At 31.6% G+C, this 24179-nt stretch carries 22 protein-coding genes; 16 read left to right on the forward strand and 6 right to left on the reverse strand.

From position 1 onward, the window contains the following. Positions 1-35 precede the first annotated feature (35 nt). Entirely contained in the window at positions 36-998 is a 963-nt protein-coding gene (locus OH806_RS14680) for a Gfo/Idh/MocA family protein (RefSeq protein ID WP_264744428.1), read from the reverse strand. 126 nt (positions 999-1124) lie between these two features. Here OH806_RS14680 and OH806_RS14685 point away from each other — a divergent pair, with 126 nt between their 5' ends. From OH806_RS14685 to OH806_RS14705, 5 genes are all read left to right on the forward strand, one after another. Further along, a complete protein-coding gene (locus OH806_RS14685; RefSeq protein ID WP_264744429.1) occupies positions 1125-1775 on the forward strand; it encodes a protein-L-isoaspartate(D-aspartate) O-methyltransferase in 651 nt (216 codons plus the stop codon). Between the two features lie 65 nt (positions 1776-1840). Continuing rightward, positions 1841-2236, forward strand: a complete 396-nt coding sequence (locus OH806_RS14690) for a DUF1801 domain-containing protein (RefSeq protein ID WP_264744430.1) — start codon at positions 1841-1843, stop codon at positions 2234-2236. A gap of 74 nt (positions 2237-2310) precedes the next feature. Continuing rightward, positions 2311-2577, forward strand: a complete 267-nt coding sequence (locus OH806_RS14695; RefSeq protein ID WP_264744431.1) for a hypothetical protein — start codon at positions 2311-2313, stop codon at positions 2575-2577. Positions 2578-2748: 171 nt separating this feature from the next. Next, positions 2749-3165: an endonuclease domain-containing protein gene (locus OH806_RS14700; RefSeq protein ID WP_264744432.1), complete on the forward strand. Its 417-nt coding sequence runs from the start codon at positions 2749-2751 to the stop codon at positions 3163-3165. A gap of 163 nt (positions 3166-3328) precedes the next feature. Beyond that, positions 3329-5314, forward strand: coding sequence for a urocanate hydratase (locus OH806_RS14705; RefSeq protein ID WP_264744433.1), 1986 nt, complete (start codon positions 3329-3331; stop codon positions 5312-5314). A 136-nt stretch (positions 5315-5450) separates the two neighbouring features. Here OH806_RS14705 and OH806_RS14710 read toward each other — a convergent pair whose 3' ends face one another. Beyond that, complete coding sequence (locus OH806_RS14710; RefSeq protein ID WP_264744434.1) at positions 5451-6011, reverse strand: hypothetical protein; 561 nt, start codon at positions 6009-6011, stop codon at positions 5451-5453. Between the two features lie 139 nt (positions 6012-6150). Beyond that, entirely contained in the window at positions 6151-8016 is a 1866-nt protein-coding gene (locus OH806_RS14715; RefSeq protein WP_264744435.1) for a DUF262 domain-containing protein, read from the reverse strand. 480 nt (positions 8017-8496) lie between these two features. Here OH806_RS14715 and OH806_RS14720 point away from each other — a divergent pair, with 480 nt between their 5' ends. From OH806_RS14720 to OH806_RS14740, 5 genes are all read left to right on the forward strand, one after another. Next, positions 8497-9003, forward strand: coding sequence for an RNA polymerase sigma factor (locus OH806_RS14720; protein WP_264744436.1), 507 nt, complete (start codon positions 8497-8499; stop codon positions 9001-9003). Between the two features lie 14 nt (positions 9004-9017). Further along, a complete protein-coding gene (locus OH806_RS14725) occupies positions 9018-9833 on the forward strand; it encodes a hypothetical protein (RefSeq protein WP_264744437.1) in 816 nt (271 codons plus the stop codon). 101 nt (positions 9834-9934) lie between these two features. Beyond that, complete coding sequence (locus tag OH806_RS14730; protein WP_264744438.1) at positions 9935-11929, forward strand: M4 family metallopeptidase; 1995 nt, start codon at positions 9935-9937, stop codon at positions 11927-11929. Positions 11930-12253: 324 nt separating this feature from the next. Then, positions 12254-12748, forward strand: a complete 495-nt coding sequence (locus OH806_RS14735) for an RNA polymerase sigma factor (protein WP_264744439.1) — start codon at positions 12254-12256, stop codon at positions 12746-12748. A gap of 75 nt (positions 12749-12823) precedes the next feature. Next, the gene (locus tag OH806_RS14740) at positions 12824-13420 is read left to right on the forward strand and encodes a hypothetical protein (protein WP_264744440.1); all 597 of its coding nucleotides are present in this window, start codon (positions 12824-12826) and stop codon (positions 13418-13420) included. A 38-nt stretch (positions 13421-13458) separates the two neighbouring features. Here the strand turns inward: OH806_RS14740 and OH806_RS14745 are convergent, their stop codons facing one another. Continuing rightward, entirely contained in the window at positions 13459-14997 is a 1539-nt protein-coding gene (locus OH806_RS14745; RefSeq protein ID WP_264744441.1) for a S41 family peptidase, read from the reverse strand. Positions 14998-15169: 172 nt separating this feature from the next. Here OH806_RS14745 and OH806_RS14750 point away from each other — a divergent pair, with 172 nt between their 5' ends. Beyond that, the gene (locus OH806_RS14750) at positions 15170-16267 is read left to right on the forward strand and encodes an MBL fold metallo-hydrolase (RefSeq protein ID WP_264744442.1); all 1098 of its coding nucleotides are present in this window, start codon (positions 15170-15172) and stop codon (positions 16265-16267) included. A gap of 1 nt (position 16268) precedes the next feature. Here the strand turns inward: OH806_RS14750 and OH806_RS14755 are convergent, their stop codons facing one another. Further along, positions 16269-16556, reverse strand: a complete 288-nt coding sequence (locus OH806_RS14755; protein ID WP_264744443.1) for a GNAT family N-acetyltransferase — start codon at positions 16554-16556, stop codon at positions 16269-16271. A gap of 332 nt (positions 16557-16888) precedes the next feature. Here OH806_RS14755 and OH806_RS14760 point away from each other — a divergent pair, with 332 nt between their 5' ends. The 5 genes from OH806_RS14760 (at position 16889) to OH806_RS14780 (ending at position 21701) form a co-directional block, all read left to right on the forward strand. After that, positions 16889-17314 (forward strand): hypothetical protein, encoded by a 426-nt coding sequence (locus tag OH806_RS14760; RefSeq protein WP_264744444.1) that lies wholly within the window; start codon positions 16889-16891, stop codon positions 17312-17314. Between the two features lie 121 nt (positions 17315-17435). After that, a complete protein-coding gene (locus OH806_RS14765; protein WP_264744445.1) occupies positions 17436-18341 on the forward strand; it encodes a helix-turn-helix domain-containing protein in 906 nt (301 codons plus the stop codon). A gap of 88 nt (positions 18342-18429) precedes the next feature. Further along, entirely contained in the window at positions 18430-19431 is a 1002-nt protein-coding gene (locus OH806_RS14770) for an aldo/keto reductase (protein WP_264744446.1), read from the forward strand. Positions 19432-19507: 76 nt separating this feature from the next. Further along, a complete protein-coding gene (locus OH806_RS14775; RefSeq protein WP_264744447.1) occupies positions 19508-20698 on the forward strand; it encodes an MFS transporter in 1191 nt (396 codons plus the stop codon). A 4-nt stretch (positions 20699-20702) separates the two neighbouring features. Next, positions 20703-21701, forward strand: a complete 999-nt coding sequence (locus OH806_RS14780; RefSeq protein ID WP_264744448.1) for an MBL fold metallo-hydrolase — start codon at positions 20703-20705, stop codon at positions 21699-21701. 171 nt (positions 21702-21872) lie between these two features. Here the strand turns inward: OH806_RS14780 and OH806_RS14785 are convergent, their stop codons facing one another. Beyond that, positions 21873-24080 carry a TonB-dependent receptor gene (locus tag OH806_RS14785; protein WP_264744449.1) on the reverse strand — a complete coding sequence of 736 codons (2208 nt, stop codon included), beginning with the start codon at positions 24078-24080 and terminating at the stop codon, positions 21873-21875. Positions 24081-24179: the final 99 nt, after the last annotated feature.

Here is a 24179-nt window from a genome sequence, read left to right on the forward strand (position 1 = left end):
TCTTAGTTTGTTTAAATTATATTTTTGAATTTTCTTCAGCTAATCAGTTTCATAATCTCCAAAGCTACTTTTAATGCTTCCGTTCCATCTGCCAAAGAAACTTCTACATGCTTATCTTCTGTAATTGAATCAGCAAAAGAATTCAATTCATCTAAAATAGCATTATTGGGCTGAATATTAGGGTATTCAAATAAGATTTGGTTCTTTTCACCTTCGGCATTTTCAATAATCATATCAAATGGAGTAGGATTTTCAGGAGCATCTTTCATTCTGATAACTTCTGCTTTTTTCTCTAAGAAATTAACAGAAATATAGGCGTCTTTCTGGAAGAAACGGCTTTTTCTCATTGCTTTCATCGAAATTCTGGAAGTAGTAAGATTAGCAACACAACCGTTTTCAAATTCAATTCTTGCATTCGCTATATCAGGTGTTTTACTTACTACACAAACACCACTTGCGTGAATGTTTTTAACAGCAGATTTTGCGATACTTAATAAAATATCCAGGTCATGAATCATTAAATCTAAAACAACAGAAACATCTGTTCCACGAGGATTAAACTCTGCCAACCTATGGATTTCGATGAACATCGGGTTTTTGATGTATTCTTTAGTTGCAATAAATGCCGGATTGTATCTTTCAACGTGTCCAACTTGTGCTTTAATACCTTTTTCCTGACATTTTTGAAGGATTTCTTCAGCCTGTTCAAGAGTTTGGGTTACAGGTTTTTCAATGAAAAAATGAAGCCCTTTTTCAATTGCTTTTAATGCGTAATCATAATGATAAATTGTAGGAGTTACGATATCCAGCATATCGATTTGCTCTAATAATTCATCAAAATTTTCAAAATATTTATATCCGAATTCAGCCTCTAGCTTTTTTCCGTTTTCTACATCTTTGTCATGGAAGCCTACAAAATCGTACTTATCTGATTGATTTAGAAGTTTTAAGTGTATTTTTCCTAAATGTCCGGCACCTACCAAACCTGCTTTTAACATAGCTTTATTAAATTTTTGTAAAGATAATAAAGAAGTTAGATTTAGGATATCAGAAGAGAGTTTTTTTGTGGATAAATCTTTTTCCGAATATTTAAGATATAATCTGCAAATTCTTATTTTTGTGGCATGCAGGATTCGTTTGTACATAAAGGAAAAAGAAAGAATTTAGTTGATTATCTTCGAAACAGAATCGGGATTTCGGATGAAAACGTACTTTCAGCAATGAATGAAGTGCCGAGACACCTTTTTATAGAAAGTATTTTCGAAGATTTTGCTTATGAAGACAGAGCTTTCCCGATTTTGGCGCATCAGACGATTTCGCATCCTTCAACCGTTGCAGAACAATCTGAACTCTTACAGGTAAAAGCTGGTGAGAAAGTTTTAGAAATTGGTACGGGTTGTGGTTATCAGACAGCTGTTTTGATAGCAATGAAAGCTCTTGTATATACTGTGGAAAGACAGAAAGATTTATTTGATTTTTCTAAAAGAAAACTAAGGGAACTTAATGTGATTCCGAAATTTCAAAGTTTTGGAGATGGTTTTGCCGGATTGCCGACTTTTGCTCCATTCGACAAAATTATTGTGACTTGCGGAGCATCTGTTTTACCGACAGAATTGCTTAAACAGCTAAAAGTGGGAGGGAAAATGGTTATTCCGTTAGGTCCGACGGATGAACAGGTACTGTACAGATTCACGAAAATATCCCCTACAGAATTTGAAAAAGAAGAGTTTGGAGCTTATAAATTCGTTCCGATGTTGGGAAATACCAATCAGTGATTTCATTAATTTAGATAGTGACAGGTTTCGTATTAATGATTAATTTTAATAATTAAAATGAAACGATGAGTACTGAGATTCAAAAATATAACAATAACCTGTCTGATACAGATAAATCTATCTGCTTCAAATTATCTGAAATTATCGATGAGAACTTAATTGAGGCTGAATCTAAGATTTGGCATGCGCATCCTGTTTGGTTTTTGGAGGGAAATCCTATTGTGGGATATAGTAAACAAAAGAAAGGAATTCGGCTGATGTTTTGGAGTGGTAAATCTTTTAATGAAGAATTTTTGAATGTTTTGGGTGAAAAGTTTCAGGATGCCTCGGTTTTTTATAATGACATTTCTGAAATTAATGAAGGAGACATCATAAGAGCTCTTGAAAAATCGGAGAAAATTCAATGGGATTATAAAAATATTGTCAAGAGAAAAGGTGAACTTATTCAGCTCAAAAAGTGAGGGTAATATTGGAAAATGTTGTAAATTAATACAAATATTTTTTGAATTTATAACTAAAAACTAAATTTCATATCATGGTACCAGAAAACAATCCTAAAGAGCAGGAAAGAAGATTAGAACAAATAAATTACGATTCCGGTGAAGATATTTTTAATAAAGAAAAGCATATTTCATTAGACGGAGATGGAAATCCTATTCTTAATGAAAATTTAGACAATGATAAATTAGATAAAGGACTAGATATTCCCGGAATTGAAGATGATGATGCAATGGAAGAAATAGGTTCTGAGGATGAAGAAAATAATTATTGGAGCCTGAGTGATAATAATGATGATAAATAATGTTTAATTGTAATTTTTATTAATATAACAGGAAGCCTTGCAATTTTAGCAAGGTTTTTTATTTTAGAATAAAGGTTTAATTTTATGTGAAGCTTAATTTCCCTCTTTTGGAGGGGTGGATTCGACCGAAGGGAGAAGACGGGGTGGTTAAAAAAACAAAAAGCACAACAAATGGATGAAATTTTAACTGAAATTAATGGAACTTCTATTCGGATTAATTTTGTTGCAAACTTGCCATATAATCCTCATTTAAAAAAGTTGTTGAGCGGAAAACGAAAAGCCGGAATTCTGAGTGAAGTATTATTTTGGCAGCAGGTTCGTGCAAAAACATTTCATAATATGGATTTTGACCGACAAAGAATTATTGGAAATTATATTGTCGATTTTTATGTGAAAAAACTTGGACTGGTTGTAGAGATTGACGGTTGGAGTCATGATGCGAAACAGGTTTGTGATGAAGAAAGGCAACGATATCTTGAATCTTTGGGTTTGAAGGTTTTCAGAATAACTGATTTTGATATGAAGAATAATCTACAAATTGTAATGAAAGATTTGGAGAATTTTATTATTCAACACTATAGATTTTAAAACCACCCCGTCAAAAATTCTTTGAATTTTCGCCACCCCTCCAAAGGAGGGGAACTGCTCATCACATGAATTTTTCGGTATTTGTTGCATTGTATTTTCCAATTTGAATATCTTTAAAGAATCAAAAGAATTTGATTGTAGAACATTGAACTTAAAATAAAATATGACATTTCAAGAACAGATTCAACAAGGTATACCCAATCAATTACCACAAACAAAACCATACGAAGCAAATATTAATCACGCTCCAAAGCGTAAAGAAATATTAAGTGAGGAAGAAAAAAAATTGGCACTGAAGAATGCTTTGCGTTATTTCGAACCAAAATTTCATGCGGAATTATTGCCTGAATTTAAGGAAGAATTAGAAAAATACGGTAGAATATATATGTATCGTTTTCGTCCTGATTACGAGATGAAAGCGAGGCCGATTTCTGAGTATCCAGGAAAATCTGAACAGGCAAAAGCTATTATGTTAATGATTCAGAACAATTTGGATTATGCAGTGGCGCAACATCCCCATGAACTGATTACTTACGGAGGAAATGGTGCGGTTTTTTCGAATTGGGCACAGTATTTATTGACAATGAAATATCTGTCGGAAATGACAGACGAACAAACTTTAACGATGTATTCCGGGCATCCGATGGGATTATTTCCTTCACACAAAGATGCACCGAGAGTTGTTGTAACCAACGGAATGATGATTCCTAATTATTCTAAACCGGATGATTGGGAAAAATTCAATGCTTTGGGTGTAACTCAGTACGGACAAATGACCGCGGGAAGTTATATGTACATCGGTCCGCAAGGTATTGTTCACGGAACAACCATTACTGTTCTGAATGCTTTCAGGAAAATAAATAAAGAACCAAAAGGCGGACTTTTCGTGACTTCAGGTTTAGGCGGAATGAGCGGTGCTCAGCCAAAAGCAGGAAATATTGCAGGTTGTGTAACGGTCTGTGCAGAAGTAAATCCTAAGATTACAAAAATTCGTCACGACCAGAAATGGGTGAATGAAATTCATGAAAACCTTGATGAATTGGTAGAAAGAGTAAAAAAAGCTCAGGAAAATAAAGAAACGGTTTCTTTGGCTTATCTTGGAAATGTAGTGGAAGTTTGGGAAAAGTTTGATGAAGTTGGATTGAAAATAGATATAGGTTCAGACCAGACTTCGCTTCACAATCCTTGGGCGGGAGGATATTATCCTGTCGGACAAAGTTTTGAAGAATCCAATACAATGATGGCTGAAAATCCTGAATTATTCAAAGAAAAAGTTCAGGAAACATTGAGAAGACATGCTGCCGCCATCAATAAACATACGGAAAAAGGAACGTATTTCTTCGATTATGGAAATGCATTCTTATTGGAAGCTTCAAGAGCCGGAGCCGATGTAATGGTTGAAAATCCTACGTTGGGAAGAGAATTCAAATTCCCTTCTTATGTTCAGGATATTATGGGACCAATGTGCTTTGATTATGGCTTCGGGCCATTCCGTTGGGTTTGTACAAGCGGAAAACCTGAAGATTTGAAGAAAACAGACGATATTGCATGTGCGGTTTTAGAAGAAATTCAGAAAAACTCTCCTGAAGAAATCCAACAACAGATGAAAGATAATATCCAGTGGATAAAAGGAGCACAGGAAAATAATTTGGTGGTGGGTTCACAGGCTAGAATTTTATATGCCGATGCAGAAGGAAGAATGAAAATCGCTGAGGCTTTCAACAAAGCCATTAAAAATGGGGAAATAGGACCTGTTGTTTTGGGTAGAGACCATCATGATGTGTCGGGGACGGATTCGCCTTACAGAGAGACTTCCAATATTTATGACGGTTCGAGATTTACAGCGGATATGGCGATTCACAATGTGATTGGTGACAGTTTCCGTGGTGCGACCTGGGTTTCTATTCATAATGGAGGTGGAGTAGGCTGGGGAGAAGTGATCAACGGGGGGTTCGGAATGTTATTAGACGGAAGTGATGATGCTGACAGAAGGTTGAAATCTATGTTGTTCTGGGATGTTAACAACGGAATTTCAAGACGAAGCTGGGCTAGAAATGAAGGTGCTATTTTCGCGATTAAAAGAGCAATGGAAGTAGAACCAAAACTGAAAGTTACTCTTCCGAATTTTGTGGATGAAAGTTTATTTTAAAGCGTCATTGCGAGGATGAAAGACGAAGCAATCTGCTGGATTTATGATATTATTTTGAATGGATTGCTTCATTCCTCGCAATGATAAGCCATAAAGAAAACCTGCTGTGAGGCAGGTTTTCTTATCTTGTTTCTTATTATTTTATATGTCCGAATTTTTCGAAAAATTCTTGTCTGCCCTTTTTGCTATAAACATATGGTTCTGAAAAGGATTTATCCCAATTTTCAAGAATCGATTTGAAATCTTTTCCAATAAACTTCTCAAGTTCTGATTTTCTTATTGAAATTTCATAAACTTTTTTGTCATACGGTAAAATGGTATTTACTTCATTTACAAAAGGTAATTTTCGCATTATTCTAACTGAACCATCAATTAATGTCTTTTTAATAGCGTCTCCAGATTCCCAATACGCTTTTAATTCTGACTCTGTTAAGCTTGATTGAGGATTTAGTTCTTTATATTCTTTAAAATTAGAAACATATTTAATAGTTGCTTTTTCATCAATTAACTCTACAGTTTTAATTGAACCTCCTGCTCTTAATCTTGAAGCTTCTATTTTAAGTTCTTCAAGTTTTGTATTATTCGTTAGTAGTTTTTCACTTGAAACATCTTCTTTAAGATTGGTTTTATTTTCTTTATTCCCACAACTAAATAAAACAAATGATATTACGATTAAAATTAATAATTTAAGTTTCATATTTTATCAAGTTTAAGTTAGAACCATATTTATCTAATTTTTTTTTAGTGGAATGGAAAAATAGCGGTGGCTAAAAAGGTAGAGTAGTTCAGGTTAAACTTAAACCACCATTTCGGCAATACGATGTTAGCAGTTGTTTTTATTTAATTTCCCATACTTCTTTGACAATTTCATAAAGCAACCTACTTCTATATTCCAATGCGTTATTATCAAAGTTGTCAATAGAAGTGAATTCTAATCCAGTTTTGTTTTTAAAGTCAGAATTAAAATTTGCAAACCTTGAATTTGTTTTATGATAGAATGTGTCTATAAGTGTTCTCCCCCAAACTAATCCATTATTATAGGTTTTTCTTTTCCCATTGTAATATTGTTCGTTATTTGAAATGATATTATCCATATTGTAAAGGAGTAGTAATCCGCCAAGTTTGTTTCTTTTTAATTCGAATTCTTCTTCGGTTCTAAAATAATCTTGATTTTGTTTGTTTCTTGATAAAATATGTTCAATATGATAACCTGTTTTGTGGCCTGTTTTTGTTGAAATATAATGAACAGAGTTTTCCATTTCTTTATCAGTAGAATCACAAATAAATTTTTCAATTCTAGCAAAGAAGTACCTTAAAGGTCGTCTATCAATATCTTCGTATCCTCTCATTGCAAATTTATCGTATTCAAGAACTGAACTTACTTCTGTTACATTTCTTGCTTCCTTAATTTTTTCAATTATTTGATTGTCAAAAATATTTCTAAATCCAGATGGATTTATATTTAGAAGTAAGGCATTAAGATTATATTGAATTTCAGTAAAATCATTACTACTATAAATTCCATTTAAACGCAAGAGCATATAAAGTCTATCAATTTCTTTTGAAATTGTTTCGATTTTTTTCTGCTCTTGTTTGTCATTTACTTCACAAGCAGCCAAAATATTTTGATATTGACCAGATAAATCGTTTATATCATAGTTGTAACTTAAGTATAAATAGTCATTTTGCTTAATTCTTGAATAAAGGTCTGTGTAATAAACAAGATTATTTTCAATAAATGATTTAATATTCTTTAAATGGTTGTCGTCTTTTTTTCTGAATCCCAATTTATTTGCAATTTCATTATCAGCAAAAATGTATCGGTGATATTCATTGTTGATAGCTTTTTCTATTTCAGCATTTTTTTTGAAAATAAATTTACCTTTTAAGTAGTCAATAAAAAAAGCATCCTCATTTCCTCTTATCTTATTCAAAGATTTTTCCCAAATCTCACTGTATTTGTCAGTGTCGTCTTTGTCTAAAGCTCCAACTAATTTTCCTTTTAAAATTTCAAAAGGTTTCAATGCGACACCTCTGTCATTGATTACTTCAAAGACCATAGGGGTATCATCTTTTTCGATTTTAAGTTCTACGAGAACAAGTCTTTCTAAGAAATACATAATAAATGCTTGAAGTTTTTCTTTGGTAAGTTTTTTATCTTCAATGTATTTATCAATATCTGAATATCGGTTAAGTAAATTTTCTTCTGTAGTGAATTTTAATGGTTTAGTGTAATCATCTTTAGGGTTAGAAATTATATGTTGCATTACACTTCCTCTTTTTTCATTATCAATCCAAAAAATATTTCCTTTGTATTTGTCTTTTCCAAACACACAATCTTTAAGTGTATCTAATATATTTTCAAAATAATCTTCATTCTCACATGCCAAGTGATATAATTTAGTAGCAATCAAACAAAGTGTAGTAAGTCTTTGTTGACCATCTACAATATATTCTTTTCCCTCGATTGTGTTAGTAATATAAATATTTAGATAATACCAATTATATTTCGCAATAATTTCAGGTGTTAAGTCTTTTTCTTTATGTTCCTCATAAGCAAGATCAAATGAATAAAAAATATCGTCAAGTAATATGTTTACAGTTTCTTTATTCCAGACATATTCTCTTTGATAAAAGTCAATATAATAAGTTCTTTGTTTTAAACACTTCTCAACAGTTTGATTATTTGGTTGTATGTTCATATTTAATTTAAGTCTTTCGATTATGTGTGGTGTTTAGGAAAAATAGCTGCTATCGTCACAATTGACGCAATATATTAAGTTAAAATTTTTTTCGTAAATATAAAATACTAATATTATAAATCCTTCCGTATTTTTACGGAAATATTTTCAAATATAATTCGTATTATTTTCAAAATATTACGGTTTTCCGTAATCAGAAATCTTTCACTTTAAAATATCTTGTTCACAACTTAAAATTTTATAAAGATTGAATAAGTCCATTGTTTTTATAATTATACAAATTGTGTAATATTTTAAAAATTTACAAATACCTGAATTGTGCGGATATCTGGGTTTGGACTTAACATAATATTAAAGTTTTAAAAAAAATATTTCTAAATTTTATTGATTTTAACTTTAAATATGTTAAAATCTTACTTATATTGTTGAAAAAATGTAACAATTTGTAAAAGTTGCTACTAACTACACAGGGTATAAGCTATGTCTTCACTTGAAAAGGAGTTTTTAGATAAGATTGAAAAACATAAAGGTGTTATTTTCAAGATTTCTAAAATGTATATGGACAATCAGGACGATCAAAATGATCTCTATCAAGAGATCATTTATCAGGCGTGGAAATCATATGGAGATTTCCAAGGGAGAAGTGATTTCTCTACCTGGCTATACCGAACAGCCCTCAATACAGCAATTGTATTTCTCAGAAGCGAAAAAAAGCGTAGTTTTATACAAAATCAAAGTTTTGATAATCTCAATGTACATCAGGAAAATTATAATGATTCTTATGATGTGAATATGAAGATGATGTATGATGCTATTCATCAATTGAGCTCTATTGATAAAGCTCTTATTTTTTTCTTTTTGGAAGATTTTCCGGGTAAAGAGATTGCAAATCAGTTAGGAATAACAGAAGGTAACGCAAGGGTGAAGCTCAATCGTGCAAAAATGAGGCTGAAGGAGATAATTGAAAAACAGAGAAATATTTTATAATCAAACACTTAAAAATGGAGTTAGAGAATTTAAAAGAACTTTGGAAAAAAGATTCGGAACAGGTTCCCCCCGAAATTTCTCTGGAAAAACAGACAGAGATACATTCACCGTTGCAGATGCTCAGAATAAATATGGAGACGGAGTTTTGGCTCATGGTTGTCACATTGCCTTTGCTTTTTACAGGGTTACCTGCTGTGACAAGTAATGCTAATATTAGAATAATAGCAATATTAGTTTCTGTTTTAACTCTTTTAATTATTATTTATTATTATTCAAGGTTTCTGAAACTTTATAAACTGCTCAGAAAAGGGAGTATCAATACCAACTATGACTTATTTAACCTGAAAACCCAGCTTTTAATATCGAAACAAATCTACATTTCTTATTATATATCCTATATTCCGTTAGCCTTTTTACTGTCACTGATTCAGATTGATTTCCACTTTGAGATGGAGTACAATTTGGCCATTTTTATTGTTTCTCTATTGGTGATATTGTCATTGGTCTGGTTTATTTTAAAGTATTGGGTATATTATATGTACGGAAAATACATTGATGTTGTCGTGAACCTTGTGGATGAACTCAACGGAATAGAAGTGGAGCCCAAACTTCCAAAGAAAAAATCTTGGTTTGAGCGTTCTCAAAGTTTTTGGATTAATAAATTAGGAATTAAAGGGAATATCATTAATACAGTTATCTGGTTTGTGTTCATGTATTTTTTCAGTATCTTTTTCTTTACAGTAATTATTGTTACATTTATTATAATTGGAGTAAAGCTTGATTTTATTGATCTACCTGTTCTGCAAAAAGCATTAAATCGTATTCCATAATTAGGTTTTATAATAATTAGAAATGATAATTGTTGATTTTTTTAAATTTTATGTAACATTTTTAATGTTTCTCTACTAACTGTGAAATATTAAAGTAAAATATGAAAAAAATCACTACTATTATCAAAACCTTGGCTTTTACCCTGGCCTTAGGTATTGCTCCTTTATCAATAGTTCAGGCTCAAAACAGAGATAATCAAGAGATTTCTGTTAAAGATTTGCCTAGAATCAGTAAAACTTCTGTGATGGGGAATTTTAATGCAAACTTTAGTGGATTAAATATTCCTTCCGGTTTTTTAACGAGTCACTTAGGTGAATGGCTGGGCACAGATAATGATCATTCTTATAAACTGGTTAAAGAAACCAAGGATGAGTTAGGAATTAAACATTCTACTTATGAACATTACTATAAAGGAGTGAAGGTGATGGATGATATGGTTTTGGTACATGAAAAAGATGGTAAACTCATTTATGTAAATGGTGAAATAATTACGAATATTAATCTTTCTCCTAAACAACAGCCAACTTCTACGAAAATAAAATCAATAATTGCTTCTGATATTAAAGCTCAAGGAAAAATAACGGTTTCAAATGTAGAAGAAGTTATTGCTAAAGTAAATAAGGGGCGAAGTGCAGAAACATACCATACCTCTAAAGTTGAAGCATTATCTATGAATCCTATACAGGCTTATACCTATTATATAGATAATAATACAAGCGCAATCATAAAAAAACTTTCAAGACTGCATGATGCAGATACACCTTCGGTAAGTGCAACTTATTATAAAGGAAATCAGTCAATTACTGTAGATTCTTATAATGGACAATATCGTTTGAAAGACAATACAAGAAACATTCATACCATGAACGGGACAAATCTTGATATCGATACTGTGAATGGCGGAATTATCAATGTTGAAGAATATATCAGCCCTACGGCAAATTTTACAACAGATGCAACGAAACCGGCAGTAGAAGTTCATTGGGGAATGAAAACCGCTTATGATTATTATATAAACAAGCATAATAGAAATAGTTATGACGGTTTAGGTTCTAAAATCGATAATTATTATAATGTTGATTTTGGTCCTAGTGCTGGAGGATTAAATGCGGGAGCTTTAGATACACCTTTATATGGAGGAATTGTATGTATGTTATACGGAAACGGAACATTTTACAACGGTTTGTTTAGTCTTGCCAATCCGCTTGTTGCAGTAGATGTTGCGGGACATGAATATTCACATTTAATTATTGGAAGAAATGGATTGGGAGGTTTGAATTATGAAGGAGAATCAGGAGCAATCAATGAATCTATTGCAGATATGATGGGAACTGCGATTGAATTTTATTCAAATGTAACTCCAAACTGGACAATGGGAGAGGGTATTACAAAACCGTCACTATTTGATGCTTCACCAACACCTCATATTAGAGATTTGTCAAACCCTAATAATGCGCAGTCGTTGTTGGGAGGTCCTCAACCGGATACTTACAACGGAACACATTGGGCAGATCCTACAGATTTGAATACAGATAAAGGAGGTGTTCACACCAATAGTGGAGTAGGAAATTATTGGTTTTATTTATTGTCTGCAGGTGGTTCAGGTACAAATGATATCGGAAATACATTCAGTGTAACAGGAATAGGTATCGATAAAGCTGAAAAAATTATTTACAGAGCGTTAACAACTTATATGACTCCGAATACAAACTATATGGACGCTTATAATTTTACAAAACAAGCAGTAACAGATTTGTATGGAGCGAATGGAAATGAACAGCTTCAAAATGTAAAAGCTTGGTATGCTGTGGGTATCGGGGATGGAGCTTTAGCAACAAATGAGGTAAACAATAATAATAAGGATCAGTTTAAAATCTATCCGAATCCTGTTAAAAATGGAGTGTTTACTATTGAAAATAATCTGAATGATGCATCATTTGAGATTTATGATATTTCAGGAAGAATAGTAAAACAAAATCAAAAACTGAATAAAGGAACAAACAAAATTGAAATTAATGGAGTTCAAAAAGGAGTTTATTTAGTAAAAGTAAATTCAGCTAAAAATACAATTTCAAAGAAAATTGTAGTGGAATAATCAAAAACTTTGTGTTTTTAAAGGCCCCCTAGAAGCCTCTTGAAACAAGGTTTTAATTTAAAAATTAAATTTTATTGGATTTTTTAATATTAAAGTGTAACATTTCTACTTTTTTTCTACTAACTGTGAAACATTTAATATAAGAAGGTTAAAGCCAGATTAATTCAGATAAAAATAGTTTCGAAAAAAGAGGGGGATATAGATGGGGGCTAAAAAAACACACATCAAAACCGATAGGAATTTTTCTATCGGTTTTTTTATTTTTATTTATAAAAGTTGTAACAATTTTTTGAGGAACTAACTAACTCTTTAGAGTATGAAATCATGAGCTCATTTGAACAGGAATTTTTAGATAAAATTGAAAAACATAAGGGAATCATTTTTAAGATTTCTAAGATGTATATGGATGAGAAAGACGACAGGGATGATCTTTTTCAGGAGATAACTTTTCAGGTTTGGAAGGCTTATCCTAAATTCAAAGGAGAGAGTGAATTTTCAACATGGTTGTATAGGATTGCTTTGAACACAGCAATTATTTTCTTTAAAGCTGAAAAAAGGAGAAGTTTTATAGGAAATGAAGATTTTACTAATTTGAATATAGTAGAAGATGAATATAATCATGAAAGGGAAGAAAAATTTGCAAAAATGTATGGAGCGATTCATCAATTAAATCCCATCGATAAAGCTTTTATTTTCTACTATTTAGAGAATTTTTCTGGAAGAGAGATTGCAGAACAAATGGGTATTTCGGAAGGAAATGTAAGGGTAAAAATGAATCGCGCCAAAAATAAATTGAAAGATATCTTAAACTCGAAATAAAAAAATGTTCAGGATTTTTATTTCATGATCTGAACTTAAGAATTGTAAAAACATTAATTTTTTAAATCCACAACAATGAATATAGATGAATTAAAACAAGCATGGAACGAAGATGATGCTTTAGGAGAAACTCCGGAAATCAGCATCGAACAAAGAGATGAAATCAACCTTCCATTAGAAAAAATACGTAAAAATATGCGAATGGAATTTTGGTCCACAGTTGGGGTTTTTATTTTTGCTTTTGGGTTGATTTTAGTATGTGAAGCTCCTTTTAAGTTTAAGTTTTATATTTCAATACTTATAGCTTCAATGGTTTTTGTTACATTTTTCTTTTTTAGTAAGTTCTTCGGGCTGTATAAAGATATGTCAAATACCGCTATGAAAACGTATGACGGATTGCTCGATTTGTTGCATCAGCTTGATTTAAACAAACAATATTATCTTTCGTTTTATGTTGCTTTTGCTCCGTTTTTGGTTTGTGAGTTAATAATTGTTTTAGAGTTTATCCCACGTCCTGTACCATTGTCTGATTTGCAAATTGCATTAACGACCATTATCACCCTTTTGGCGACTTTATTTGTTTTGTTTTTGTTTGGTAGATGGTGGTTTGAAAAACTGTACGGAAGATATATTAAACAGGTTGAAAACCTTGTAGAACAATTGAAAAAATAAAGTTTCGGCGGGCTAAAAGCCCGCCGAAACTATTTAAATCATTTATTTCCTTTCTCTTTTTCCTTTGCTATTTCATTTTTTACCCAATCTAGTTGCGGGTCTTTTTTATCAATGATATCCTGTATCCCTTCCGTTATTGTAACATCCGGAATTACACCTCGTTTGGTATTTGTAAAAGTGATATTAGGTTGTACCAAAAGAAGGCCGATGGGTAGCTTTATTTTAGAGTTTGGAAGTTTTTGGTAAGAATAAAAACCAGCAACAGTACCATCGTTGGCTCCTCCTGTTTCCTCACCTACAAGAGTTACTCTTTTATCGTTTTTAAGTTTAGACGTTATGATTGAAGATGCTGAAAAGCTTCCTCCATTTATTAAGACAAAAACTTTTCCTTTAAAAGCATTTTTATTGGGTTGAGTTAGTTTACTTGCTTTCATTTTATAATACACTTTTCCGTCTTTTTTGTAGGTGCTGAAAGCTTGTGAAATGAAATAACTTGGATAAAAAATACTCTTTATGGCATACTCAAAAGGTTTACTTTTTCTGAAATAATTAGTTTTTAATGGAGTCGTTTTTGATGTTAGCTGAGACGGTTTTATCAAAACGTATGGTTCGGGAGCGAGATAAGAGTATAGATTATTGATTTCATCTAGTGACCCTCCGTAATTATTGCGAACATCAATAATAAGATAAGAAGATTTTGCATTTTTAATCTTTGTAAAAGCTTCTTTATAAAACTTATCAGAAAATTCTCTTGAGAAGCTTTTTATTTTTATGAAAGCGATTGTACTGTCTTTGTCAAGAAACTTAAAATTTCGGTTATAGGAATTGTTGTAAGCTACAAAGTCATTTATTTTCTTTTCCTGATTCCTTTTTTTTAATTCTTTGTCTTTTTCAAGTTCATTTTTAGACTTAACTTCTCGAGTTAGGGTATATGTCTTTTTTTCTCCGTTGTATAATGTTTCAATGGTAGCTTTGTCTGTAAGTCCGTTCTCTGAGATATAGAAACTAAAAAATACATCTTTCAGAAAATAAGGCTGAAAGGTATCGTTAAACCCATCACTATTGATTAATGATTTATATTTTTTCATATACTTAGAAACCGGAACATTATTAATTGATAAGATTTCGGTTCCAGGTTTTATATTTTGAATAGAATCTCTATTTTCGATAATGTACAGATGATCATTGCCTACATAGTAATCAAAACGGCTAAACAAAGGTTTTTTATGTTTTAAATTTCTAAACTCTCTTTTTGTAATTTTTTTTCTCGGAATTTTAAGCGAAAGGTGACCTTCTCTAATGCTTGTAATAACAGGTTGTAGCTTAAAATAAAACTGAAGTGGTGTTAATGGCTGATTTATGGTCTGTTTAACGCTGTCAAATTTATGGTCTAAACTTTCCTTTGAAATGTACCAATATAGATTTGGGTGCATTTTTTTTAGTTTAGAATAAGCGAAATCTACATCTTCTTTCAATTTTTCTGGGGTGATGAAAGATGCTCTTTGTTCATTATGTTTTTTTACGGAAACACATGAATTAAAAATTAAAAAAAATAGAATAAGGATGTATTTTTTCAATTATTAGAGATTTGGTTGTCAAATTTATAAAGTTTAAGATTATGTAAGAACTAATAAGTGATAAATTATTTTAAAAACGGCATAATATTAGTTAAAGAATAGCAGTTTTATTTTCAGTTTTATTATTTTAATCCTGGAATTTTTTGGTATTTATTCATTATTTTCTATATAGATGATATATTCAGTTGTTATAATAGTTACTTTAATAGTTTTAGCATATTTTATTATTACAAGTCAGGAAGCTTTTGGTGCAGAAGCGAAAGGAAAACGGCTTGAAAGAATGAAGCAGTCTAAACATTACAAGAATAATCAGTTTCATAATCTTAGCTATACACCATCTATTGCGGAAGGATATAGTATGCCAAAAGTGATGTATGATTTCTTCTTTGGTAAGAAAGATCCGCTTTTGAAACCTTTAAAAGATATTCCTTCTGTTTATACGGATTTGAAAAGTATACCAAAAGAACAGGATATTTTTGTTTGGTTGGGGCATTCTTCTTATTATATTCAAACTGATGGGGTATCTTTTTTGATCGATCCTGTTTTAAGTTTATATGGTTCTCCGTTTAAGTTTTTTAATAAAGCTTTTGCTGGAGCAGATATTTTTAAGCCTGAAGATATTCCTCATATAGATTATCTTGTTATCACGCATGATCATTATGATCATTTGGATTATCCGACTGTAAAATCAATTAAAGACAGGGTCGGAAAGGTAATTCTACCTTTAGGTGTAGGTGCTCATCTTGAAAAATGGGGCTATTCTGAAAATCAGTTGATTGAGGAAGAATGGGGTGCAGAAGCGGTTTTAAAAAATAATCTTAAAATAACTTTTACTCCGGCAAGGCACTTTTCGGGGCGAAAAATGAAAAGAAATCTTACTTTGTGGACTTCTTATGTTCTTGAAACTCCAACGAAGAAAATATTTTTGGGAGGAGATAGCGGATATGACACTCATTTTAAAATGATCGGAGATAAATATGGGCCGTTTGATTTCGCAATTATGGAGAATGGGCAATACAATGATGCATGGAAATATATTCACGCGTTACCTGAAGATGTAATTCAGGCTAGTCTTGATGTGAATGCAAAAAATATTATCCCTGTTCACTCTTCAAAGTTTGCATTGGCTCTTCATGCATGGAATGAACCTTTGGAAAAAGTCACAAGTCTTGGGCAAGCTCAAAACTTAAATATTATGACACCCATGATTGGTGAACCGGTTGATTTGAATAAACCAGAAAAAAAGTTTAAAGTTTGGTGGAAAGGCTAAATTAAGCATGCCAGATATCTTTATATCTTGCAGGATGATGCTCAAACTGTTGTTTTACAAAATCGCATTCAGGATCTACAAGAAGATCTTTTTCTTCGGCATAGCGTACCAATTCATCCAAAAGCATTTTAGCATATCCTTTCCCTTCACGTTCTTCATCAAGTTTCGTATAATACACGATTAATAGTCTACCGTCAACTTCTATAGACATATAACCTACCTTTTTTCCATCAATTAATATCTGCAATTCATCTTGATATGGAGATACTTCAAATTTTATATTTTCCATAATTATTGATATTGAGTTGAATTAATAATGCGAGTTAAGATTCTTTTTTGAATCTCTTTTCTTTAAAATTACAAATTAAAAATGATATTTGGATTTAATTTATAATTTTTTAAAAATAATTATTAAAAAATTAAGAAATGTAAATGATTTGTTGAAATTGATGAGTCTTTATTTTAATATCAAATGAAAGAGATTGATGAATTTGTAATAAAAGGATAATTTATTTATAAGATTATCAGTTAGTTGTGATAAATTTAACAAACTTTGGGATTGGTTGAAATTGATTTGGCATTTTAATTGAAAATGTTAGATTAATTCAAAAGTGAAGCAAAATGAAAAAATTATTTTTAACAGCATTATTACTAGGAACATTTAGTTTAAGTTATGCGCAGTCGGATTACTATAATGATTACAGAAGAAGTGTTTCAGATATTAATTGGCAAAATGTAATCGTTGATTTGGTATTATCAAAAACTCAGGCAAACCAGATTTATGCTTTAAATGACAGATATTCAAATTATGATTCTTGGAATAAGGTATATGTACATAATCCTGACGGTTGGAGAAATGATAGATATTCTGAATTAGAAAGAATTTTGGGACGTGAGAAGTATTTGAAGTTTAAAAATAAATACTATAAAGGCCAAAATCCGGTTGCTGTGTATAACAGAAATAAAAATAATGACAAAAGATATAAACATATGGCTCATAAGTCAAAAATCCATAAGAAAGATTTAGACAAAAAGCATCACCATTAAAACAATTATCAACTATACATTCAATTTTAAAAAATGGCTGGTCGCAAGATCAGTCATTTTATTTTATCAATCGTAATTATTTTATAATATAATTGTTGTTTGAATTTTATAATTTTGAATTATGGAATCATCAGAATCAATACAAGACTTTTATCAACGGATTCAGGCAAAGGTTTTTCCTTCTTGTCTTTTGAATTCAGGATTGGGGCATTTTAATGTGTTCTCAAGGGATAATTGCTCATTGTCAACACCTTATAGTAGGAGAGATTATTATAAAATTTCATTGATTTTAGGTACTGGAACTCTTCATTATGCAGACAAATGGCTGAAAATCGATAGACCCGCTCTGCTGTTTTCCAATCCTGTTGTCCCTTATTCCTGGGAAGCTGATAATGCTGATCAAAAGGGGTGGTTTTGTCTTTTTACTGACAAATTTTTACAAAACGGAAACCGATTGGGAAATCTTCAGGATTCACAGCTTTTCAAAGTGGGAGGCTCGCCTGTTTTTTTTGTTGATGAAGAAATGATATGCTCTATGTCACATATTTTTATGAAGATGATGGAGGAGATAGAGTCAGATTATATTCATCGATATGATATGCTGAGAAATTATCTTTACATCTTGATGCATGAAGCCATGAAAATGCAGCCTACAGATAATTACGAGCCGTATCAGAATGCTTCACAGAGAGTGGTGTCTTTGTTTATGGAGTTGTTGGAGAGGCAATTTCCTATTGACAGTCCTGAGAGAAATTTAAAATTGAAAACTCCCACCGATTACGCAGAAAGTCTTTCTATTCATGTAAATTCGCTGAACCGTTCTGTAAAGGAAATTACTGGGAAAACCACAAGTCAGCAGATTAGTTCAAGAATTATTCAGGAAGCTAATGCTTTATTACAACATACCGACTGGAATATTTCTGAAATAGCCTATGGTTTAGGCTTTGAAGAACCTGCCTATTTTACAAATTATTTTAAAAAACAAACAGGAATGACTCCAAATATGATTAGAAATTCTATTGTTTGAATTTTATAATTCTTCGTTTGAATTCTATATGTGATTACACAAATCTCCGTTTTAATTTTGTTCTATAAATTTTAAGTCACAAATAATTATGGAATTTAGAAAATTAGGAAAAACGGGACAAGGGTTATCTGCTATTGGTTTGGGATGTATGGGGATGAGTTTCGCTTATGGTCCTTCGGACGAACAGGAAAGTATTAATACGCTTCATAAAGCCTTAGATTTAGGTGTCAATTTCTGGGATACAGCAGATATGTACGGAAATGGGGAGAATGAAAAACTTATTTCAAAAGTTTTAGTACCCAATCGTGATAAAATATTCATTGCTACAAAGTTCGGATTTAGATTTAAAGGAGAAAAAGCAAGTCATAGTGCAGATTCGGGAACTTATTTTGACGGTTCTCCGGAATGGATAAAAAAAGCAGTCGATTTTAGCCTTCAAAGATTGAAAATTGAAGAGATTGACCTTTATTATGCACATCGTGTTGATAAAAATATTCCTATTGAAGAAACTGTAGGTGTTATGGCAGATTTGGTGAAAGCCGGAAAAGTAAAATATCTAGGATTGTCCGAAGCCTCTCCCGAATCCATCAGAAAGGCAAACAAAATTCATCCAATTACGGCTTTACAGTCAGAATATTCTATCTTAACAAAAGATGTTGAAAACGAAATTTTGCCTACCATTAGAGAGCTAGGGATTACTTTAGTACCTTATTCTCCATTAGCAAGAGGGTTTTTCTCGAATATTAATGAGATTCAGAATTTTGCCAACGAAGATTTTAGAAAAACCTTACCTCGTTATCAAGCTGAATATCTTGAAAATAATAGAAAATTAGCAAAAGAAATTAATGATTTTGCTGAATCAAAAGGTATAAAAGGAACTCAGTTGGCATTGGCTTGGGTTCTGAATCAAGGAAATGATATTATCCCAATTCCTGGAACAAAACGCATCAAATATTTAGAAGAAAATATTGCTGCTGCAAGTATAAAACTTTCTAAATCAGATTTGGAAATAATTGATTCTATACTGAAAAAGTATCCAAATGTCGGAGAAAGATATACCGAAGGTTCAATGAAATTAGTAAACAACTAAAATTTATCATCAAAAAAATGAGATTTTCAGATTTATTTTTGGAAATCAGCATTTTTATTAACTTTTGAATAGCAAAATGAATACTCTTAAAGAAAAGAATAAATTTATAGCTACTATTTTGGCATTTGCTATATTTCCGATGTCTGGTTTCGCTACAGATATTTACCTCCCTTCAATGCCGAGTATGGCGACAGAATTGCATCAACCGGAAAGTAATATTCAGCTTACATTATCTATATTTTTGATTAGTTACGGTATTACCCAATTTTTTGCAGGAAGTATTGTTGATTCATTTGGAAGGTATAGAATATCGTTGGTTTCATTGGCTTTGTTTGCAGTTACTTTTTTAATTACAGCAACTACGCAAAGCATTATGGTGATTTATGCAATGAGGGTTTTACAGGGTGTTTTATCGGGTTTTGTGGCAGTTTCGAAAAGGGCTTTTTTTGTTGATGTGTATGAAGGTGAGGAAAGAAAACATTATTTGAGCATAATGACGATTGTATGGTCGGTTGGTCCGATTGTAGCTCCGTTTATTGGAGGATATTTACAAAAAATCTTTGGTTGGCAATCTAATTTTTATTTTTTGGCAGGGTATAGTGTATTGGTTTTAATTTTTGAATTAATATTCTCTGGTGAAACACTGAAGAGGAGAAATCCTTTTCATCTTGAGTTTTTAATAAAAGAATATGAAACAATGTTCAGAACTAAAGACTTTTTCTATGGTATGCTAATGTGCGGATTAAGTTATGCAATGGTATTCTTTTTCAATCTCTGTGGAGCTTTTATCATTGAGCACAAATTGGGGTATCCACAAGTAGCAACTGGTTATGTTTCGTTGTTTCTTGGTTTTGCATGGATGACAGGTGGTTTTTTAGGAAAAGCACTCATTAAAAAAGAATTTTTACCAAAGATTAGGTATGCCAATTTTATCCAGCTTGGCTTGATTGTTTTGATGTTTGTAGAGTCATTTTTCATTAATAATATTTATAGCTTGGTAGTTTTTGCTTTTGTAATTCATGTAACAGCCGGATTTATTTTTAATAATTATTATGCCTATTGTGTTGGTAGATTTCCAAATTCCGCAGGTATTGCTGGAGGTCTCACAGGCGGAGTGGCTTTTATCATTACATCGGCGGTAAGTTACGGAGTTGCAAGTATAATAAAACCTGAAATTCAACTACAGGTTGCAGAAGGATATTTTGTAATAGGAATTCTAGGATTATTTATCCTAAGTATGATTAAAATTAGAAAAGCACACATTTAAAATTATGAACAGAAGAGAAGTTATTAAAAGCGGATTATTGGCTGGTACATTGAGTTTGGTACCTTTTTCAAACGCTTTTGCAGGAATAAAAAAGAGAAATATTAATCCAGAAAATGATTTTTCAGGATATAAGAAATTGAAATTGGGAGAATTAGATTTATTCATTCTTACGGATGGTTTTATTCATGAGAAAAATCTGACTTCTTTTGCGCCAAGAGGAAATGTTTCAGAATTGAAGAATATTCTTAAACAAAATTTTCGAGCTGATGATTACATCGATATGGCCATGAATATTTTGCTGGTTAAAACAAAAGACAGGCTTATTTTATTAGATACAGGAATGGGGATTTTTGCTGATTCTACGACTGGATTTTTATTGAAAAGCCTTGCGAAAGCTGGTTTTTCTCCAAATGATATTACAGATATTTTTCTTTCTCATGCTCATCCTGACCATATTGGTGGAGTAGTAGATAAACAGAATAATCTTGTTTTTCCGAATGCGAAAATTTTTATTTCTAAAATTGAATATGATTTTTGGCTTCAGGCAACAATTAAAGATTTCGGTAATAGCGCATTGAAAGAGCAACCTGAATTTTTGAATCAGATTATTCCGCCTATCCAAAATATTTTAAAAACAATCAAACCAAAGTTGAATTTCTTTGATTTGAATCAAACATTATATGATAATTTCAGATTTCAATTAGCTCCGGGACATACACCTGGTTTAACAGTTATGACTATTTCTTCAGGAAATGAGAAGTTGCTTTATATTGCGGATTTGATACATTCAGATGTTGTTTTGTTCCCACATCCTGATTGGGGATATTTTGGAGATACAGACTTGGATATTGCAACTAGTTCCAGAATAAAACTTCTTGAACAATTATCTGAAACTAAAGCAAGAGCTTTTGCCTATCATTTGCCTTGGCCGGGTTTAGGTTTTACTAAGAAAGAACCTTCTGGTAAAGGATTTAGATGGTTTCCTGAAAGTTTTATGATGTAGATATGGAATTGATGATGTTTTTATTAGTATTCTCTTTCCTTTAGATGAGTTTAAAATAAAAACGGATTTTTGATCTATTTTCATTTAGAATAATCTTGCATTTAACTTTAGTGAAACTAATTTTCCGGAATATATAAAAGCCCCTTACAAGAGGGGCTTTTGGTAGGAAGGTTAATTATTAAAACGATATTTTAAACTGAATCCTGTAAAGAAATAGGCTTTACTTGCTCCAGGTGTAATATCGGTGTAAACAGCAGGATTGTTATATTGATTGTCTTGATCCGAATCATTGATATTATTTCCATAAAAAAGAAATGTGTAATTGATTTGATTAGTAAGATTATTTCCAGCTAAAAATATATCTAAATCCCATTGGTTGAAGGTATGTTTATAACCTATTTTGGAGTTTAAAAGACCAAAACCTTTCACTTTGTTGGTGTTGGCAAAATCTGTATAAACACTTCCGATGTAGTTATAAGTATTCTGCCAGTATAATCCGATTTTAGTTTCAAAATCAAGTCCCAAAGATAATTTTGTCTTAGGAATTCCGATTACATTTTTACCATCATATACATAAACGTCTGCTTTTTTACCGTCTTCTTTTAAATAAGTACTGAAATTTGAATATTTAAAATTATTATAAGTGAAGCTTATAAACGGCTGAATTTTTGAAATAAATAAATTTTCCGGCTTGTGAGAATACCCTACACTTATTTCCATACCTTTATTTTTTTGATCTCCGGTATTTGCCCAATAAGTATATGGTGTCTGTTCAGCATTAGGTATTCTTCCTCCTAGTTGGGTAAGTTTATTTTTGATATTGATATTAAATAAAGAAAATTGATAATCTATGGAGCTGTCTTTTATCAATCCTTGAATACTGAAGTCCCACATTTTGGCTTTTTCTGCAATAAGATTATCGTTTGTCACATTCAGGCCACTTATAAAAGCTGTAGCTGAAGTAGGGGCGTTGTATCCTTCACTGTAGCTAAGATTAAATATCTGGTTTTTCCAAGTTTTCTGTAACGCGAAATGAGGGCTGGCTACTGCTTTGAATTTTTTATCAAAAGATAAGTTTTTATTGTAATAATCTTTACCGTTGATTACGAATAATCCAGGAAGAGCCAAAAGATCCTCTCTGTTGTATTTGATTTGATTAATGCTTACCCCTGCAAGAAACATTAAATCCCAAGGTTTGTAAGTGATTTTTTCAACTGCAAAATAATTGGATTGATTGTTTGTATTCTTTAAATACGATCCATCATACAGAGGTCTTAAAACTGGTTCTTCTGTATTTTTTACACTTTTATAGCGGTAATTGGTAATGTTAGATTGTGATTGTTGAACTTCAATTCCGAATTCCGTTTGATTTTTGAAATGTTTCCAATCTTTATTAAAGTTGAATACAGATCTGAGACCATAATTAGAAAAAGATGAAGTTTCATTAGCTCCTGCTGCAATTCTTTCACCGTTTGTACCTGTATAAAAAACAGTTGTATTATTGTTGAAATTTGGAGTGATTTTCCAATCATGACCAATTCCTACTCTGGAAGTGATAAATTTTGTTTTCGCTCCACGCCTTATATATGCAAAATTTCCATTATCAATCCCATTATAGTAATCATCATAAGAAATTTGACCCGAAACCTGCTCTAAGGAGTTACCATGAGAGGCTAATAAAGATATTTTTTGATTGGGATTGAGTTTGAATTCTCCTGTAATATTATAAAAATTTTTGATACTTTTTCCATGAGGGCGGTATCCGTCACTACCTATGTGACCATAGTTGGCAGTAATTGAGTGGTTTTCTCCTACAGAGGTTGCAGAAGTTGAACTTTGGAATAGTCCGAAAGAACCGGTATTAAACTGTTCTGAAATAAATACACCTTTTTTGCTTTCAGGTTGCATATATAACCTAACGGCACCACCTGAACCTCCTCCGTATAATGTTGCTGCAGGTCCTTTTATAACTTCTATACGGTTTATTAGTCCGAAATTGATATCATCCAGGATGGTAACTCCATCTGCTCCGGTAAGAGGAATATTGTTAAGATACATTTTGACTCCCCAATTGTTGAATTTCTGGTCGTTACCATATCCTCGTATTACAATTCTCTGACCTCCCAATTGGGTTCTCTTTTCTACCTGAACACCAGCCATTGTTCCAAGGCTTTGCTCTATGAATGCGGGATTATTACGGTTAATTTCGTATTCAGAAATAATTTCAGTGGATTGAGCGTGTTTTTTAAATTCTTCTCTTTCTTTTGTTACTTTCGATCTTGCATGGATTTCAACTTCATCAATGTGGTTTTCGTTTTCCTGTGCATTTGCAAAACCAATCATTGATAATGAAAGAAGAATAATGTAGTTTTTTTTCATTAAAGATTTTATAATTTTGCAAACATATTGAAAAAAATAAAAAATAATTAAATATTCCGTTCTAATATTTTAATGGTTGTTAATTTAGTTATGAATAAT

The sequence above is a fragment of the Chryseobacterium oryctis genome (assembly GCF_025971925.1).
Classification (GTDB): domain Bacteria; phylum Bacteroidota; class Bacteroidia; order Flavobacteriales; family Weeksellaceae; genus Chryseobacterium; species Chryseobacterium oryctis.